Source organism: Nakamurella multipartita DSM 44233, from assembly GCF_000024365.1.
In the GTDB taxonomy this organism is placed as follows: Bacteria; Actinomycetota; Actinomycetes; order Mycobacteriales; family Nakamurellaceae; genus Nakamurella; species Nakamurella multipartita.
This window is the reverse complement of the sequence record NC_013235.1, coordinates 4,370,425-4,385,699: the sequence shown is the minus strand read 5'-3', so window position 1 is coordinate 4,385,699 and position 15,275 is coordinate 4,370,425. Positions and strand designations below refer to the sequence as shown.

Here is a 15,275-nt window from a genome sequence, read left to right as displayed (position 1 = left end):
TCCAAGGGGATGACATCCGTGTCTCGAAAAACCATGACACGCGTGTCGTGATGGGACTATCCTGAATCGGTGACCCCCAAATGTCAAGCCCTCATCCGGCCCACCGTGCTTGTGGCCGGCGTTGCCGGCAGCGGAAAGTCCACTTTGGCAATGGCTCTCGCCCAGGAATTGGGCCTGCCCGTGCTCGACCTGGACACCCTGACCAACCCGCTTCTCGACGCGTTGCCGGTCTCGCTGCTCGCCGAACACTGGCTCTCGCCGGCCCACGGCACCGCCGTCCGCGACGGCCGGTACGCCGCGCTGCGGGCGGTGGCCGCGCAGGTGGTGGCCACCGCCGGCGGGGCAGTGCTGGTCGCCCCGTTCACCGCCGAATTGGCCGGCGGTGACGCGTGGGTCCGGCTCCGAACCGCGCTGGCGCCGACCGACCCGCTGGTGGTGTGGATCCGCGGGGATGCCGAGCTGTTCGCGCGGCGGCGGGGGCAGCGGGCGGCGGAGCGCGACCGGCACCGGCCGGACGGGCCCGCGCCGGTGCCGCCGGCCGTCGATCATCTGGCCGTCGACGCCGACCTCACCACGGCACAGCAGGTTTTCCGGGTCCGGCGGGCGCTGGGCGACCGGATTCCCGTCGCACCGGACGCGCCGATCCTCGGCCTCGACGTCGACGCGCTGCTGTTCGACCTGGATGGCACGCTGGCCGACTCGACCGCATCGGTGGCTCGCTGCTGGGACCGGTTGGCCCGCGAGTTCGGGGCGGCGCCGGCTCTGGTGCAGGCCAATCACGGACAGCCGGCCGACGTCCTGGTCGGCAAGCTGGTCGGACCCGATCCGCAAGCCGCCGGACGGGCCCGGATCCGGCAGCTGGAGATCGAGGACGCGCCCTCGATCGACCGGATACCCGGTGCCGCCGAACTCTTCTCGTCCGTCCCGGAGTCGCGCCGGGCCATCGTCACCTCCGGCGTCCGCGAGCTGGCGGCCGCGCGCCTGCGCGCCGCCGGGCTGCCGATCCCGGCCACCATGGTCACCTTCGACGACGTGATGCGCGGAAAGCCCGATCCGGAGCCCTATCTGCTGGCCGCGTCGCGGCTGGGGGTGGACCCGGCGCGCTGCCTGGTGTTCGAAGACGCGCCGGCCGGCATCGCGTCGGCCCGGGCGGCCGGCTGCCGGGTGGTGGCGGTCCTGGGCACGGCCCCCGCGGACGAGTTGGTCGGGGCCGAGCTGATCGTGGACGCACTGGACCGGCTGACCGTGGTGCCGCACGGATCGGCGCTGCGGTTGGCCGCCACCGGCTGATCGCGACCCGGATCGAACGCCAAGGGCCCCGGCAGCAGATCGCTGCCCTGGTCACTGGTGGGCCGGTCCGAGGTGATCGGACCGGCACCGGTCAGCAGGAGGACTTGTAGACCGCATCCGAGGAGTCGACGTTATCGGCCGTGATGATGGTGAAGCCGGTCTGGATCTTGGGGGTGATGGTGCCGCCGTCGAGCGAGGCGATCGCCTGATCCAGCCCGTCGGTGCCGATGGTGGCGGGCTGCTGCGCGACCAGCGCCTGGACGGTGCCGTCCTTGAGCGCCTTGACCTGGTTCGGGCCGGCGTCGAAGCCGACGATCGTCATCTGGTCGCTCTTGCCGGCCTGCTTGACGCCGGTGGACGAGCCCTCCGCGGAGAAGATGTTGGTGGCGAAGATGCCGACGATGTCGGGGTCCTTCTGCAGGGCCGCGGTGACCAGCTGGGCGGCCGTGGCCGGGTCATTGTGCGAGTACTGCACGCCCAGGTAGTCGAACGTGGAATCCTTGCCGACCGCGTCCTCGAAGCCCTTCACCCGGGCGTCGACGGTAGAGATGCCGGGGTCGGTGGAGATGACCAGCACCTTGCCGCCGTTGGGGTTCTTGTCCTTGATGGCCTTGAACGCGGCGGCGCCGCCGCCTTCGTTGTCCGAGGAGACTTGGGAGACGGCGAACGACGGGTCCTCGGTGGTGGTGTCGACCAAGACGACCTTGATGCCGGCGGCGGCCGCGTTCTCCAGCGGCCTCTGCATGGCGGTGACATCGGTCGGCGCGATCAGGATCGCGTCGGGCTTGCTGGCCACGACCGAGTCCAGGATCGGGGTCTGCAGCGTCGGGTCGAACTTCTGGCCGCCTTGCGTGTTCACCGTGACGCCCAGCTTGGCCGCCTCGGCCTCGATGCCGCATTGCATGGTGATGTAGAACTCGTCGCCGGCGACACCCTGGATGAACGCCACGTTGTAGTCCTTGCCGGCCTTGGTCGGCGCGGCCACCGACCCGGTCGCGGCGCTGGCGGTGGCCGCCGCGGCCGAGCCCGAACCGGCCGAGGTGCCCGCGCTGGATTCCGGCTTGGAGGACGAGCAGCCCGCCACGGTGAGCATGACGGCGAACGCGCCGACCGCGGTGGCAGTGAGGACCTTGGAACGCTTCATTGCTTTCCTTTCACGACGGGAGGGCCCGGTTCGTGGGGTAGGGGAAGGGACCGTGCGCGCAGCGACGCGGACGGGTGGAGCGACATGGGTTACTCAGAAACGGGATTCAGCGCAGGGAGTCGGGCACGCGGCTCACACCGGGGCGGGCGCCTTCGGTGGTGCGGCCGCGGCGGGCTTGGCCTTGCGCCGGGGCTTGGCGCCGCGGGTGGCGGCGGCCCGGCGGGATTGGTCGACGTAGACGGCGGCGATCAGCACGGTGCCGACGGCGACGGTCTGCCAGTAGGGGGTGACGCCCAGGATGGTGAAGCCGGACAGCAGCACGGCCGGGATGAACAGGCCCACCACGGTGCCGAAGATGGAGCCCTCACCACCGAAGATCGACGTGCCGCCGATGACCACCGCCGCGATCACGTTCAGGTTGGTCAGCGACTGCCCGGCGATCGTGGTCGTGCTGTACTGGGCCAGCGAGAGCAGCCCGGCGAAACCGGCGAGCATTCCGGTCATCCCGTACACCTTGATCAGGTGCCGGCTCACCTTGACGCCGACCCGGCGGGCGGCCTCCTCGTTGGACCCGACCGCGTACGTGTACCGGCCGAAACGCGTCTTGTGCAGGATGATCCCGCCGATCACCAGGATGATCAGGGCGATCAGGGTGAGCATCGGGATGCCCAGAAAGCGGCCGCAGCCGATGGTGTCGGTCAGCGAGTCCGGGACGGCCCGGATGTCCAGCCCACCGGTGATGATCTGGGCCAGGCCCAGCGCGATGGACAGCGTGCCCAGGGTGACGATCAGCGGCGGGATCTTCGCGCGGGCGATCAGCACGCCGTTGAGCAGGCCCCAGCAGATGCCGCTGGCCACCGCGGCCACCACACCGGCCAACGCGACGCCGACGCCGTCGCCACCGATCGCCTCCATCACCTTGGCCGAGACCACCGAGGAGAATACCAGTACCGAGCCGATGGACAGGTCGATGCCGGAGGTGATGATGACGAACGTCATGCCGACCCCGAGCACGGCCCAGATCGAGACGTTCTGGGTGATGGTCGAGATATTGGACCACGCGAAGAACTTGCTGCCGGCGGCCAGCGAGAAGATCAGGCAGATGCCGATGAGCACGCACAGGATCCACACGGACTGCAGCTTGAACAGCCGGGCGAGCAGCGGGCCGTTGTCCTCGCCGAGATCGACGGACGGCTTGGTCGATGAGCCGGTGGGGGAGTCCGTTGCCTCGCTCATGCCGCCGCCCCCGACGGCTCGCTCGCAGGCTCCACGACCCTACCGGGCGCGACGCCGCTGGGTTGATGATTCGCTCGGCAAGCCTCGCTCATGCCGCCGCCTCCTTCTGGTCCAAGGCGCCGGTCATGGCGCCGACGAGTTCTTCCACATGGGTCTGGTCGGCGCGGAAGGTCGCGATCCGCCGGCCCAGCCGCAGCACCTGGACCCGGTCGGAGACCTCCAGCACGTGCGGCATCGAGTGCGAGATGAAGACCACGGCAATGCCCTTGTCGCGCACTCGCTTGATCGTGTCGAGCACGTTCTTGGTCTGCACGACGCCCAGCGCGGCGGTCGGCTCGTCCAGGAAGACGACCTTGTTCGCCCAGGTCACGGCCCGGGCGATGGCCACACACTGCCGCTGGCCGCCGGACATCGAGCCGACCGGCGCGACCATCGAGCGGATGGTGGCGCCCAGCTCGTCGAAGCCGGCCTTGGCCTGCCGCCGCATGGCGCGGTTGTCCATGAAGCCGAGCCGGCCCAGCAGCCCCCGGGCCGGGATCTCCCGGCCGAGGAACACGTTCTGGGCCGGATCCAGGTGCGGGGCCAGCGCTAGATCCTGGTACACGACCTCGATGCCCAGCGCGGACGCGTGCTGCTGCGAGGTGATCGTGACCGGCCGGCCGTCGAACTCGATCTGACCTTCGTCCAGCGTCAGGTTGCCCGAGAGGGCCTTGACCAGGGTTGATTTTCCGGCGCCGTTGTCGCCGATCAGGGCGACGACCTCACCGGGCTCGATGTCGAAGTCGCAGTTGGTCAGGGCTTGGACGCTGCCGAAGCTTCGGGACAGTCCACGGGCCTGGAGGACCGGGCTCATGTGACTACACCACCTTTGGGTAGTTCGGGCCGGGGCCCGGGACGGGTCACGCTGCGGCCTCCGGTCTCGCAGCCGCGGCTGCGACCGGAAAGGCCTTCATCACAGATAGTTTCGAGCAACCTCGGTCAGCTTGCGGTGCCCGGTCGGTCCTCGACGTTGAGATGACTGTAGAGCATCGAACCGGTCCATGTCACGGGTGTCATCGACATTTTCTCGACGATTTCGGAGAGCGGATTCCGGGGTTGCCGAAGCGGCCGTCGTCGGGTCGACGACGGCCGCCGGGCGGAGCGTGGAGCCTGGCGCGAGCCGCCGGTCAGGGCGCCGGCACGGCCGGCCGGACCGCGACCGCGGCCCCATCGCGCTGGGAAGTCATTGCCGCACGGAAGATCTCGTGAGTCAGCGCGGCCTCCTCGGGCCGTACGGTGCCGAACTGGTCGCCCAGCGCGCCGGCCCGTTCGGCCAGGAATGCCGCCCACATCTGCAGGATCGAATCGGAAAAGCCGGTCTCGAAGATGCCGCCGGTGACGGTCGGCCAGACCGACTGGCTGCCCACGTCGAGCTGGTGCCAGATCTGCTCGCGACCGATGCCCGGAATGTCGCGGACGCCGAACACTTCGACCGCCTTGGGGTTCTTGGTGGAGAAGCGCACGCCGCCGTCGATCCCGATCGCCTCGAACGCCCAGGTGTTCTTCTGCCCGGGATCGATCCGCTTGGTCTGGGTGGTCAGCGGGAACTCGCGGCCATCGTGCCGGCTCCAGCAGTGCAGGGTGGCGTTGTCCCAGGTGTCGCAGGGCGCTGGGGTGCCGTCCGGGCCGGGCCGAGTGGTGACGATGTTCTGCAGCACCCCGTAGACCCGGTCCGGCGCCCAGCCCAGGCGCAGCGGCAGGTGCCAGGTGTGCATGCCCAGGTCGTTGAGCACACCGGCCTCGCCGCAGGTGGCGATCTGCCGCTTCCAGTTGATGCCCTTGCGCACGTCCTGGTCGCTGGAGTGCAGGAAGGCGTTGCGCGCCTCGATGATCGGGCCGAGCGCGCCGGAGCGCACGTAGTCGGCCGCCCACTGGGCGCCGGGGAAGAACGGCATCTCGCTCGAGCAGCGGACGAAGCTCTCCGGGTGCTCGCCGATGGCCGCCATGATCGCGGCGGCGGCGGCCGGGTCGATGCCGAAAGGTTTCTCGGCCAGCAGGTCCTTGCCGGACCGGATGACGTCGCAATAGATCTGCTCGTGCAGGTCGTGCCGGACGGCCACGTAGAGCACGTCGATCGTCGGGTCGCCGAGCAGATCGCGGTAGTCCGTGACCTTGGTGGTGACCGTGTCGATCTGGTCGAACCACGTCATCGCGGCCGGGTTGACGTCGCACACGGCGGTCAGCCGGGGCCGCACCGGGTGGTCGATGAGCGCCGGCCAGCGCTGCAGTGCGGCGGCGATCTCCCGGCCCATCAGCCCGCCGCCGACGATGGCGACGTTGACGGTCTGCGGGCTCACTTGGCGTACTCGGTGACGAGCTTGAGCGCGGCGTCGACGCCCATGCCCTCGTGCAGCACGGCCATCAGCGCGGCGGTGATGCCGGCCGGCGACGGATGTTGAATGATGTTGCGGCCGTAAACGATCCCGCTCGCGCCGGCGTCCAGGACGGCCACTGTGCGCTCCAGCAGGGTCCGGTCGTCGACCCGACCGCCGCCCCGGACCAGGACCGGGATGCCGCCGGCGACCCGGATGACCTTGGCGTAGTCGGCCAGGTCGGTGGTCGGGTCGGCCTTGATCAGGTCGGCGCCCAGTTCGACGGCCTGCCGGACGAGGGTGACCACCTTGGCGGTGTCGCCGTCGACCATGTACCCGCCGCCGGCGGTGGCGTTGTCCTGCATCACCAGCGGCTCGATCATCAGGGGCATGGCGTAGCGGGTGGCCTGCTCGCGCAGCGCCATGATCGAGCGGATGTTGGCGTCGCGGATGGCCGGGTGGCCGGGGAGCTGCATCAGATTGGCGCAGACGGCGACCGCATCCAACCGGACGGCCTCCTCGATCGCGAACGGCACGTGGTGGCTGAACAGGTGCTCGTCCAACGGGTTGCCGTAGACGTTGGCCACGTCGGTGCGCAGCACCAGCGAGGGCTTGGCCTTGCCCGGCACCGACTGCAGGTGTCGGGCCTGGCCGATGGTCAGCTGGACCGCGTCGGGGCCGACGGCGACCAGGGTGCGGACGACCGAGGGCATGTCCTCGATGCCGCCGATGAAGGACGGTTCACCGAAGAACCCGTGGTCGACCGCGACGTCCAGGGCGCGCCCGGAGGTGGGGTTGAACAGCCGGTTGAGTCGGAACAGGGACATCTCGTGGACTCCAAGGAGGGGGGATCGGGGCACCCGGTCGGTGTCGGATGCCGTCGCAATCAAAGGGTAGCCAGAACGAAACAACGTTGTCTAGACTCTCGGAACAACGTTGTTTCCGGACCCGGCGCTCCCGTCATCCGTCTCCCCACCCCTGACCTCGCCGACGAGGAAGGAAGGCTCCACGTGCACACCATTGCTGTGGCCGGTCACATCTGCGTGGATGTGACGCCCGAGCTGGGCCCCACCGCTCAGCTCACCCCCGGCCGGCTCATCGAGGTCGGGCCGTTGGCTCTGGAGCTGGGCGGCTGCGTCGCCAATACCGCCCGGGCGCTGGGTGCCCTGGGCGTTCCGGTGCTGGCCAGCGCGCTGACCGGCGACGACGAGCTCGGCCGCTATGCGCAGCGGGCGGTCGCCGAGCTGCCCGGCGTGACCGGCCGGCTGACCGCCTGCCCGGGTCGCGCCACCTCCTACAGCCTGGTCCTGGAACCGCCGCGGACCGACCGCACGTTCTGGCACCACACCGGCGTCAACTGCGACTTCACCGGCGCCTCGGTCGATCTCGATGGCGCCGACCTGCTGCACGTGGGCTACCCGTCGCTGCTGCCCGGTCTGCTGACCGACGGCGGGACGCCGTTGGTCGAGCTGCTGGGCCGGGCCCGGGCCGCCGGGCTGACCACCTCGATCGACCTGGCCGTGGTCGACCCGGACTCGGCCGCCGGCCGGCTGGACTGGGCGGCCATCCTGGCCCGGGTGCTGCCGCTGGTCGACATCGTCAGCCCCAGCGCCGACGACCTGGTGTCCGCCCTCCGGCTGACCGAACCGGTCACTCCGGCGCTGGTCGAGACCCTGGCCGACCGGCTGATCGGCTGGGGCGCCGCGGTCGTCGCGGTCTCGGCCGGCGCCGGGGGAGTGCGGCTGCGGGCCGGATCGGCCGATCGGCTGGCGGCCGCCGGCCGGGTGTTGGCCCCACTGGCCGGCCGGTGGGCCGGCGCCGCGCGCTGGCAGGCGCCGATTGCCGTCGAGACCGTCGCGACCACCAACGGCGCCGGGGACGCCTGCACCGCCGGGCTGCTCGCGGCGATCGCCCGCGGCGCCGACCCGCGGTCCGCCGCGCTGGTGGCCGTCGGGGCCGCGGCCGCCGCGGTCGCCGGCCGGCGACCGACCCCGGACGAGGTGCTCGCCAGGGTACCGGCGGCCGGTGCGGTGCTGGGCGACGAGGGGCCCGCCCGCCCGCCGGCCGGCCCGATCGTGCTGCCGGCCAACCAGCCGCGCGACCGGTTCTACCGTGGCGGCTCGCGGATCGCCGCCTTCCGCGGCGACGCCGCCCCGCCGCCCAACACCCCGGAGGACTGGGTCGGCTCCACCACCTGCGTCCGCGGCCAGGACCCCACCGGCCGGACCGTGCTGCCGGACGGCGCCGACCTCGCCACGGCGATCGCCGCGGACCCCGAGTACTGGCTCGGTGCAGCGCATCTGGCTCGCTACGGGGTGGACACCAAGCTGCTGGTCAAGCTGCTGGACGCCGGGCAGCGGCTGCCCGTGCACGCCCACCCGGACGGCGCGTTCGCCCGCGCCGAGCTGGGCGCCGCGCACGGCAAGGCGGAGGCGTGGTCGATCCTCGCCGGCGGCGAGGTCCATCTCGGGTTGCGCCGGACCGTCGAGCCGGCGGAGCTGCGTGCGCTGGTCGACGGGCAGGACACCGAGACGTTGATCGAGCTGCTGCACCGGGTGCCGGTGGCGCCGGGGGACCGGGTCTACGTGCCGCCGGGGGTGCTGCATGCGATCGGCGAGGGGGTGCTGCTGGCCGAGGTGCAGGAGCCCGAGGACCTGTCCATCCTGCTGGAATGGCGGGACTTCGACCTGGACGGAACCGTCGACGGTCACCTGGGTCTGGGCTTCGACAAGGCACTGCAGGCGGTCGAGCGCACCGGCCGGACGCCGGCCGAGGTGGACGCGTTGATCGTCCGGTCGGACGACCGGGCCGCCGGCCTGCCCGCGGCCGCGGACGAGTACTTCCGGCTGGAGCGGATCGACGTGGCCGGCCGGGCCGTCCTGGGCGACGGGTTCGTCGTGCTGATCGTGGTGGACGGGCCGCTGGCCCTGGAAGGTCCGGCCGGTGGGGTGGCCCTGCCGGCCGGGGCGACCGTCCTGCTGCCGGCCGGTTGCCCGTCCCGGCAGTTGCACGGCCAGGGCCGGGCGCTGATCGCGCGCCCACCGGCGGCCTGAGATGGACGCCGCGCAGCTGTGGGCCGGCGGCTTCGTCGCCCGGACCGAGGCGCTGGCCTCCGTCTCCGACGGCGCCGGGCGCAGCGGCGGCGTGCTGCGGGCTCGGGTGGCCGGCGGCCTTGATCTGGAGGTGCTGCCGGACCGCGGGTTCGACATCGGCGCGGCCTGCTACTCCGGTTGGCCGCTGGCCTGGGTGTCGCCGGTGGCCGACGCGCGCCCGCTGGACGTGCCCGCCGGCGACGCCTGGCTGGCCCGGTTCGCCGGCGGCCTGCTCACGACCTGCGGTCCGGAGAACATCGGCCCGCCGACCGGCCGGGCCGGCCTGCACGGCAGCCACAGCCACCGGCCGGGCCGGCCCGTCGAGCTGCGCAGCGGTGTCCGGGACGGCCGGCCGTTCGTCCTGCTGGCCGGCACCGTCGACTACGCCGCCGTTCTCGGTCCGACCGCGCGGCTGGACCGGGTGATCGAGTCCACCGTGGACGAGCGCGGCCGGGCGGTGCTGCGGGTCGCCGACGAGATCGTCAACGAGGGGCCGGGCCCGTTCCCGGCCGCCGTGCTCTACCACGTCAATCTCGGCGCGCCGCTGGTGCGCCCGGGCACCGCGATCCGGTGGCCGGGCACCCGGCGGACCGAACGGGAGCCGTGCCCGGCCGTGCCCGACCCGTCGACGATGCCCGAGCCGACCGATCAGCTCACCGAGTCCGTGGTCGCGCACACCGGGCCGCGGGTCGACCCGGATGGCCGGGTGCGGGTGCATGTCATCGCCCCGGACGGGCTGACCGTCGAGGTCGCCTGGACCGCGGATACTCTGCCGTATTCCTACCAGTGGACGGTGCCCACCCGCCGGCGCTGGGCGCTGGGCATCGAGCCGGCCAGCGCCCCGCTGTTCGGCCCGGACCGGGCCGCGGCGGATGCCGGCATCCCGGCGGTGCCCATGGGGACGGTCCGCCGGCACGAGCTCACCCTGACGGTCACCCCGCCGGGGGTAGCCGGTCGGTGACCCGGCAGGACTCGCGTTCCACCAGGGTGACCGGCAGCACGGTGCGCCGTTGGTACCGCCGCTGCGGGTGCGCCAATCGGTCGGATACCCGTTGTGCGGCCAGCTGTCCCAGTCGCAGCGGATCCTGGTCGACGACGGTCAGCGCCGGCGTCAGCATGTCGGCCAGCGGGAAGTCGCCGAAGGTGGTCACGGCCAGTCCGCTGGACCGCAGCGCCGGGATCAGCCCGATCGCGGCGCGCGAGTTGGTGCAGAACAGCGCGGTCGGCCGGCGGTCGAGTCGCTCCAGCGCGGCGAACGCCGCGGCGGCCCCGGACCGGTCGGTGGCCCCCAGCTCGATCAGCCCGTCGTCGACGGCGATCCCCGCGTCGTCGAGCGCGGCCCGGTAGCCGGCCAGCCGGCTCCGGGTCGTCGGGATGGTCAGCGTGTCGCCGATGAACGCGATCCGGGTGTGCCCGTGCTCCACCAGATGGGTGGTGGCCAGGTGGGCGCCGCGCAGATCGTCCTCGAGGAAGGTGTCCGCGACCACGCCGACCGGCGGCCGGTCGACGAACACCACCGGGATCCGGTCCACCCAGGCCCGCAGGTAGCCGTGGTCGGCGCCGGCCGGCGTGATGATCAGCCCGGTCAGCGCCTGCCGCAGCATCCCTTGCACCACATCGGGTTCCCGGTCGGCCGAGTCCAGGCTGGCGATGATCACCGACATGCCCTGCCGGGCCGCGTGCAGTTCGGCGGCCCGGGCGACCTGGGCGAAGAACGGGTCGACGATGTCCGGCACGGCGACCCCGATCACCGGGGCCCGGCCGTTGCGCAGGGTGGTCGGGATCGAGTTGGCCACGTAGTTCAGCTCGCGCAGGGCCGTCTCGACGCGTTGCCGGGTCTGCGCCGTGACGTGCGGATCGTGGTTGAACACCCGGGACACCGTCTTGGCGCTCACCCCGGCCCGGGCGGCGACGTCCCGCATGGTGGCCATGGCCGGAGCCTCGTCCCGGGCCGGTCAGCGGCAGGTGTAGCCGCCGTCGATGGGCAGGGACACCCCGGAAATCATCGAGGCGCCGTCCCCGAGCAGGAAGACGATGGGTGCGGCGATCTCGTCCTCGGTGGCCCAGCGGTGCAGCGGCATCGCGTCCAGGAACGGCGTGCCGACGTCCTCACGGCCCCAGTACCAGGCCGACATCGGCGTCATCACCACGGTCGGGTTCACACTGTTCACCCGGATGTTGTACTTGCCCAGCTCCAGGGCGCAGACGCGAGTGATGTTGTCCAGGGCGGCCTTTGACGAACCGTAGGAGATGTGCCCGGGCAGCGCGACCAGCCCGGCCTGGCTGGACACGTTGACGATGGCCCCGCCCCGGCCCAGCCGGATCATCGACCGGGACGTGTACTTGGTGACCAGGAGCGCGCCGCGGGCGTTGGTGGCGATCACCGCGTCGAAGACGTCGATGTCGGTGTCCATCGGGGTGGCGATCTCGCCGCCGAAACCCGCGCAGTTGACCACGCCGGCCACGTCCAGCCCGTCGAGCGCGGCGCGCACGCTGTCCTCCGAGCTGACGTCGAAAAGAAGCGTTCGGCAACCGGTCTCGTCCGCCAAGGCGTCCAGCGGGGCCGCGGTGCGGCCGGCGGCGATGACCTGGGCGCCGGCGGCGACCAGCTGGCGCACGGTCGCGCCGCCGATCCCGCCACCGGCGCCGGTCACCAGGATGGTCCGTCCGTCGAAGTCGGTCATCAGGTCTCCACGTGGGGTGTCGAGAGGTCGCGGCGGGCTCGGCCGCCGGCGCTGCGCGTCCCGGGGCGGACCGCGCCGGGTCGGGTCAGCGTAGCGCCTGCGGCTCGGCATGTCACGCGTGTCGTGGTCAGCAACTGGCACCGGTGTCACGACGAGTGCCGGCAAGGGCTTGACACGCGTGACATGACCTCCGTACCGTGCTGGCTACCACCGTTCTCCGGTGCGGGCATCGGCTCGGATTCCGGTGCTCGCAACGGTTCTCGTCGAACCGGAGCCCGAAGATGTCAACGCTGACCGCCGGCGCACTCGCCACCCTCGACCCGCGGGTCGCCGTCCCCGGGTACGACCGGGACCGGGTGCGGGTGGGCATCGTGCACCTCGGGGTCGGCGCGTTCCACCGGGCCCACCAGGCCGTCTACCTGGACGACGTGCTGGCCGCCGGCGATCGTGACTGGGGCATCTGCGGGGTCGGCGTGCTGCCGCCGGACGCGGCGGTCCGCGACGTGCTGGCCGCCCAGGATTGCCTGTACACGCTGCTCGCCGTCGACGCCGACGGCGGCACCGTGCCGCGGGTGATCGGCTCGCACGTGGCCCACCTGCACGCCCCGGACGACCCGCAGGCCGTCGTGGACCGGCTGGCCGACCCGGGGACCCGGATCGTCTCGCTGACCATCACCGAGGGCGGCTACGGGATCGACGAGCTGACCGGCACCTTCGATCCGCGCGACGTCCTGACCCGTGCCGATCTGGCCGGGGCGCAACCGCCGCACAGCGCGTTCGGGCTGATCGTCGCCGCGCTGGCCGCCCGGCGGGCCGCCGGCACCCCGCCGTTCACCGTGCTCAGCTGCGACAACGTCCAGCACAACGGCGAGGTCGCCCGGGCGGCGGTCACCGGGTTCGCCCGTGCCACCGACCCCGGCCTGGCCGACTGGATCGCCGCGCACGTCGCGTTCCCGAACTCGATGGTCGACCGGATCACCCCGGTCACCACCGATGCGGTCCGGGACGCGGTGGCCGGCTACGGGATCACCGACGGCGCGCCCGTGCGGTCCGAGGCCTACCGCCAGTGGGTGATCGAGGACCGGTTCAGCGCCGGCCGTCCCGCGCTGGAGCAGGTCGGCGTGCAGATCGTGCCCGACGTCGCGCCCTACGAGAAGATGAAGTTGCGCCTGCTCAACGCCGCCCACCAGGTGATGAGCTACCTGGGCGTGCTGGCCGGCGAGACGTACGTGCACGACGTGTGCCGCACGCCCGCCTTCGTCGACTTCCTGCTCGGATACCTGCACGCCGAGGCGATCCCGACGCTCGATCCGGTGCCCGGGATCGATCTGGACGACTACTGCCGCACGCTGATCGAGCGATTCGGCAGTGAAGCGATCCGGGACACGCTGGCCCGGCAGACCGTCGACGCGTCCGTCCGCATCCCGACCTTCGTGCTCCCCGTCGTTCGACACCAACTGGCGGGCGGCGGCGACATTCGCCGGGCCGCCCTGACCGTCGCGGCCTGGAGCCGGTATCTGGAGGGCGTCACCGACGCGGGAGCGCCGATCGAGATCTCGCCCGACCGGCGGCTGCCGGAGCTGCGCGCGGCGGTCGCGGCCGAGCGGGCGGACCCGGGCGTGTTCCTGGACCAGCCGGAGATCTTCGGCGACCTGGGCGAGCACCCCCGCTTCCGGGCCGCGTTCGTCGCCGCCCGCGCGAAGCTGGCCGGCGTCGGCGCCCGCGCGGCCATGGCCGGCCTGGCCTGATGGTCGCCTGACTGTCGCCGGCCCGTCGCCGCCGTCGCGGTCCCCGGGGCCGCCACGCGGATGCCGCCGCCCTAGCATCGAACGGACCGTGCCACCGATCCGGAGGGTCCGTGCAGCGCAAGCCGACGATGAACGACGTGGCGCACCGTGCCGGCGTCGCGCTGAAGACCGTCTCCCGGTATGTCAACGGCGACCCGACGATCGGTGCGGACTATGCCGACCGCATCCGGGAGGCGATCGCGGAACTGGGCTACCGGCGCAACATGGCCGCCGCCCGGATCCGGCCCGGGCAGAGCGCGAAGATGATCGGGCTGATCATCAGCGACCTGTCCAACCCCTACTTCGCGACCCTGGCCCGGGCCATCGAACTGGGGGCCGCCGCGGCCGGCTACATGCTGACCATCGCCAGCTCGGAGGAGGACGGAGCGCGGCACGACCTGCTGGTCGACCGGCTGCTGGAGCAGCAGGTGGACGCGATCATCGACGTCCCGCCGCGCGCGCCGGGCCGGGCCTGGCGGGACATCCCGCCGCCGCTGCCGCCGCTGGTGTTCGTCGACCGGCCGTCCGACTGGGCCGCTGCCGATACGGTGCTGGCCGACAACGCCGGAGGTGCCCGGTCTGCCACCCGGGCGTTGCTGCACGCCGGTGCCGGCACCGTCGCCTTCGTCGGCGACTCGGTGGAGATCTTCACGATGGGGGAGCGGCTGACCGGCTACCGGCAGGCCCTGGTCGAGGCCGACCGGCCGGTCGACGACGACCTGGTGCGGGACACCGTGCACACGGTCGACGACGCGATGCGGGTGGTGCTCGATCTGCTCGCGGGCGGACGGGCGCAGGCGGTGTTCGCGGCCAACAACCGCGCCGCCCTGGGCGCGTTGCGCGCCTTCCGGTTGGCCGAGACGTTCCTGCCGATGATCGGCTTCGACGAGTTCGAGGCCGCCGCGCTGATCAACCCGCCGATCTCGGTGGTCAGCCAGGACATCCAGGCGATGGGCAGGGCCGCCGCCGACCTCGCCGTGGCCCGGCTCAACGGGAGCGATATCCCCTGCACCACCACGGTTTTGCCGACGTCGCTGATCCTGCGGGGGTCGGAACGGCTGCTCCCGGCGTTCTGAGTCCGGTGTCGGCGGCGGCCCGCGGGATGGCACCATCGAGCCCATGGGTCAGGTGTTCGCCGAAATCGACGGCAAGCTTCACGCATGGATCGACCGTCAGTCGATGTTCTTCGTCGGCACCGCGCCGTCCGGCGCCGACGGCAGCATCAACGTCTCGCCCAAGGGCATGGCCGGGACGTTCGCGGTGCTGGAACCCACCCGGGTCGGCTATCTCGACTACACCGGGTCCGGCGCCGAGACGATCGCGCACCTGCGGGACAACGGCCGCATCGTCATCATGTTCTGCGCCTTCGACGGTCCGCCCCGGATCGTCCGGTTGCACGGGCGTGGCCGGGCCGTGCTCGCCACCGACCCCGAGTTCGCGGCGCTCCGAAGCCACTTCGGCAAGGCGCGGACCAGCGGTCAGCGATCGATCATCCTCGTCGAGCTGACCCGGATCTCCGACAGTTGCGGCTGGTCGGTGCCCCTGCTCGATTTCCGCGCCGACCGCGACATTCTCGACGTCGCCCAGGAACGCCGTTCCGACGAGCACTTTCACCGGTACTGGGCCGAGAAGAACGCGGTCAGCATCGACGGTCTGCCGGCCCTGGACGTCGAGCCGGCCACCGGCTGACC

At 72.0% G+C, this 15,275-nt stretch carries 13 protein-coding genes; 6 read left to right on the top strand and 7 right to left on the bottom strand.

Annotated features, from left to right (window positions below; translation table 11 throughout):
• Positions 1-69: 69 nt before the first annotated feature.
• A complete protein-coding gene (locus tag NAMU_RS28545) occupies positions 70-1,290 on the top strand; it encodes an HAD-IA family hydrolase (protein ID WP_169312525.1) in 1,221 nt (406 codons plus the stop codon).
• Positions 1,291-1,381: 91 nt separating this feature from the next.
• On the opposite strand, the gene NAMU_RS19655 is transcribed toward NAMU_RS28545, so the two are convergent.
• The 5 genes from NAMU_RS19655 to NAMU_RS19635 form a co-directional block, all read right to left on the bottom strand.
• Positions 1,382-2,434 carry an ABC transporter substrate-binding protein gene (locus tag NAMU_RS19655; RefSeq protein WP_015749089.1) on the bottom strand — a complete coding sequence of 351 codons (1,053 nt, stop codon included), beginning with the start codon at positions 2,432-2,434 and terminating at the stop codon, positions 1,382-1,384.
• Positions 2,435-2,566: 132 nt separating this feature from the next.
• On the bottom strand, positions 2,567-3,670 hold the full coding sequence (locus NAMU_RS19650) for an ABC transporter permease (RefSeq protein WP_015749088.1): 1,104 nt from the start codon (positions 3,668-3,670) through the stop codon (positions 2,567-2,569).
• A gap of 88 nt (positions 3,671-3,758) precedes the next feature.
• Positions 3,759-4,523, bottom strand: coding sequence for an ATP-binding cassette domain-containing protein (locus NAMU_RS19645; protein ID WP_015749087.1), 765 nt, complete (start codon positions 4,521-4,523; stop codon positions 3,759-3,761).
• 313 nt (positions 4,524-4,836) lie between these two features.
• On the bottom strand, positions 4,837-6,006 hold the full coding sequence (locus tag NAMU_RS19640; protein ID WP_015749086.1) for a Gfo/Idh/MocA family protein: 1,170 nt from the start codon (positions 6,004-6,006) through the stop codon (positions 4,837-4,839).
• On the bottom strand, positions 6,003-6,848 hold the full coding sequence (locus NAMU_RS19635; RefSeq protein ID WP_015749085.1) for a class I fructose-bisphosphate aldolase: 846 nt from the start codon (positions 6,846-6,848) through the stop codon (positions 6,003-6,005). Before NAMU_RS19635 ends, NAMU_RS19640 begins: the two co-directional genes overlap by 4 nt.
• A 183-nt stretch (positions 6,849-7,031) precedes the next feature.
• On the opposite strand from NAMU_RS19635, the gene NAMU_RS28540 reads away from it, so the two are divergent.
• Entirely contained in the window at positions 7,032-9,074 is a 2,043-nt protein-coding gene (locus NAMU_RS28540) for a PfkB family carbohydrate kinase (RefSeq protein WP_015749084.1), read from the top strand.
• Between the two features lies 1 nt (position 9,075).
• On the top strand, positions 9,076-10,074 hold the full coding sequence (locus NAMU_RS19625; RefSeq protein ID WP_015749083.1) for a DUF4432 family protein: 999 nt from the start codon (positions 9,076-9,078) through the stop codon (positions 10,072-10,074).
• On the opposite strand, the gene NAMU_RS19620 is transcribed toward NAMU_RS19625, so the two are convergent.
• Together NAMU_RS19620 and NAMU_RS19615 are read right to left on the bottom strand one after the other, a co-directional pair.
• Positions 10,046-11,044, bottom strand: a complete 999-nt coding sequence (locus NAMU_RS19620) for a LacI family DNA-binding transcriptional regulator (RefSeq protein ID WP_015749082.1) — start codon at positions 11,042-11,044, stop codon at positions 10,046-10,048. The two genes, NAMU_RS19625 and NAMU_RS19620, sit on opposite strands and share 29 nt — an antisense overlap.
• Before the next feature lie 24 nt (positions 11,045-11,068).
• Positions 11,069-11,797: an SDR family oxidoreductase gene (locus NAMU_RS19615; protein ID WP_015749081.1), complete on the bottom strand. Its 729-nt coding sequence runs from the start codon at positions 11,795-11,797 to the stop codon at positions 11,069-11,071.
• 281 nt (positions 11,798-12,078) lie between these two features.
• Here NAMU_RS19615 and NAMU_RS19610 point away from each other — a divergent pair, with 281 nt between their 5' ends.
• The 3 genes from NAMU_RS19610 to NAMU_RS19600 all read left to right on the top strand — a co-directional run bounded on the left by NAMU_RS19610 (position 12,079) and on the right by NAMU_RS19600 (position 15,273).
• A complete protein-coding gene (locus tag NAMU_RS19610) occupies positions 12,079-13,545 on the top strand; it encodes a mannitol dehydrogenase family protein (RefSeq protein WP_015749080.1) in 1,467 nt (488 codons plus the stop codon).
• Between the two features lie 110 nt (positions 13,546-13,655).
• Positions 13,656-14,660 (top strand): LacI family DNA-binding transcriptional regulator, encoded by a 1,005-nt coding sequence (locus NAMU_RS19605; RefSeq protein ID WP_015749079.1) that lies wholly within the window; start codon positions 13,656-13,658, stop codon positions 14,658-14,660.
• A gap of 43 nt (positions 14,661-14,703) precedes the next feature.
• Complete coding sequence (locus NAMU_RS19600; RefSeq protein WP_015749078.1) at positions 14,704-15,273, top strand: pyridoxamine 5'-phosphate oxidase family protein; 570 nt, start codon at positions 14,704-14,706, stop codon at positions 15,271-15,273.
• Positions 15,274-15,275 lie beyond the last annotated feature (2 nt).